Here is a 513-nt window from a genome sequence, read left to right on the forward strand (position 1 = left end):
TTACTTGCTAGAAGCTTTTCTCGGCAGTGTGACGTCGGCAACTTCGTTACTAAATTTCACTCCCCATCACAGCTTGTTAACCCGGAACAAAGCATTTCTCTCTGTTCCTAACTCACTGCTTGGCCAGACATTTCCGTCCGTCTGGATTGCTTAGCCTCCTGCGTCCCTCCATCGTTAAAACGCAATCAACTGGTACAGGAATCTCAACCTGTTATCCATCGCCTACGCCTTTCGGCCTCAGCTTAGGTCCCGACTTACCCTGGGAGGACGAGCCTTCCCCAGGAAACCTTAGTCATTCGGTGGACAGGATTCTCACCTGTCTTTCGCTACTCATACCGGCATTCTCACTTCTAAGCGCTCCACCAGTCCTCACGGTCTGACTTCACTGCCCTTAGAACGCTCTCCTATCACGTGCACGTAGTGCACATCCACAGTTTCGGTAATATGCTTAGCCCCGGTACATTTTCGGCGCAGGATCACTCGACTAGTGAGCTATTACGCACTCTTTAAATG

At 50.5% G+C, this 513-nt stretch carries 1 rRNA gene; it reads right to left on the reverse strand.

The features are described 5' to 3' along the window. Nucleotides 1-513 (reverse strand): 23S ribosomal RNA (locus QOR82_RS09160); the annotation flags it as partial.

Source organism: Limosilactobacillus difficilis (genome assembly GCF_947387495.1).
Taxonomy (GTDB): domain Bacteria; phylum Bacillota; class Bacilli; order Lactobacillales; family Lactobacillaceae; genus Limosilactobacillus; species Limosilactobacillus difficilis.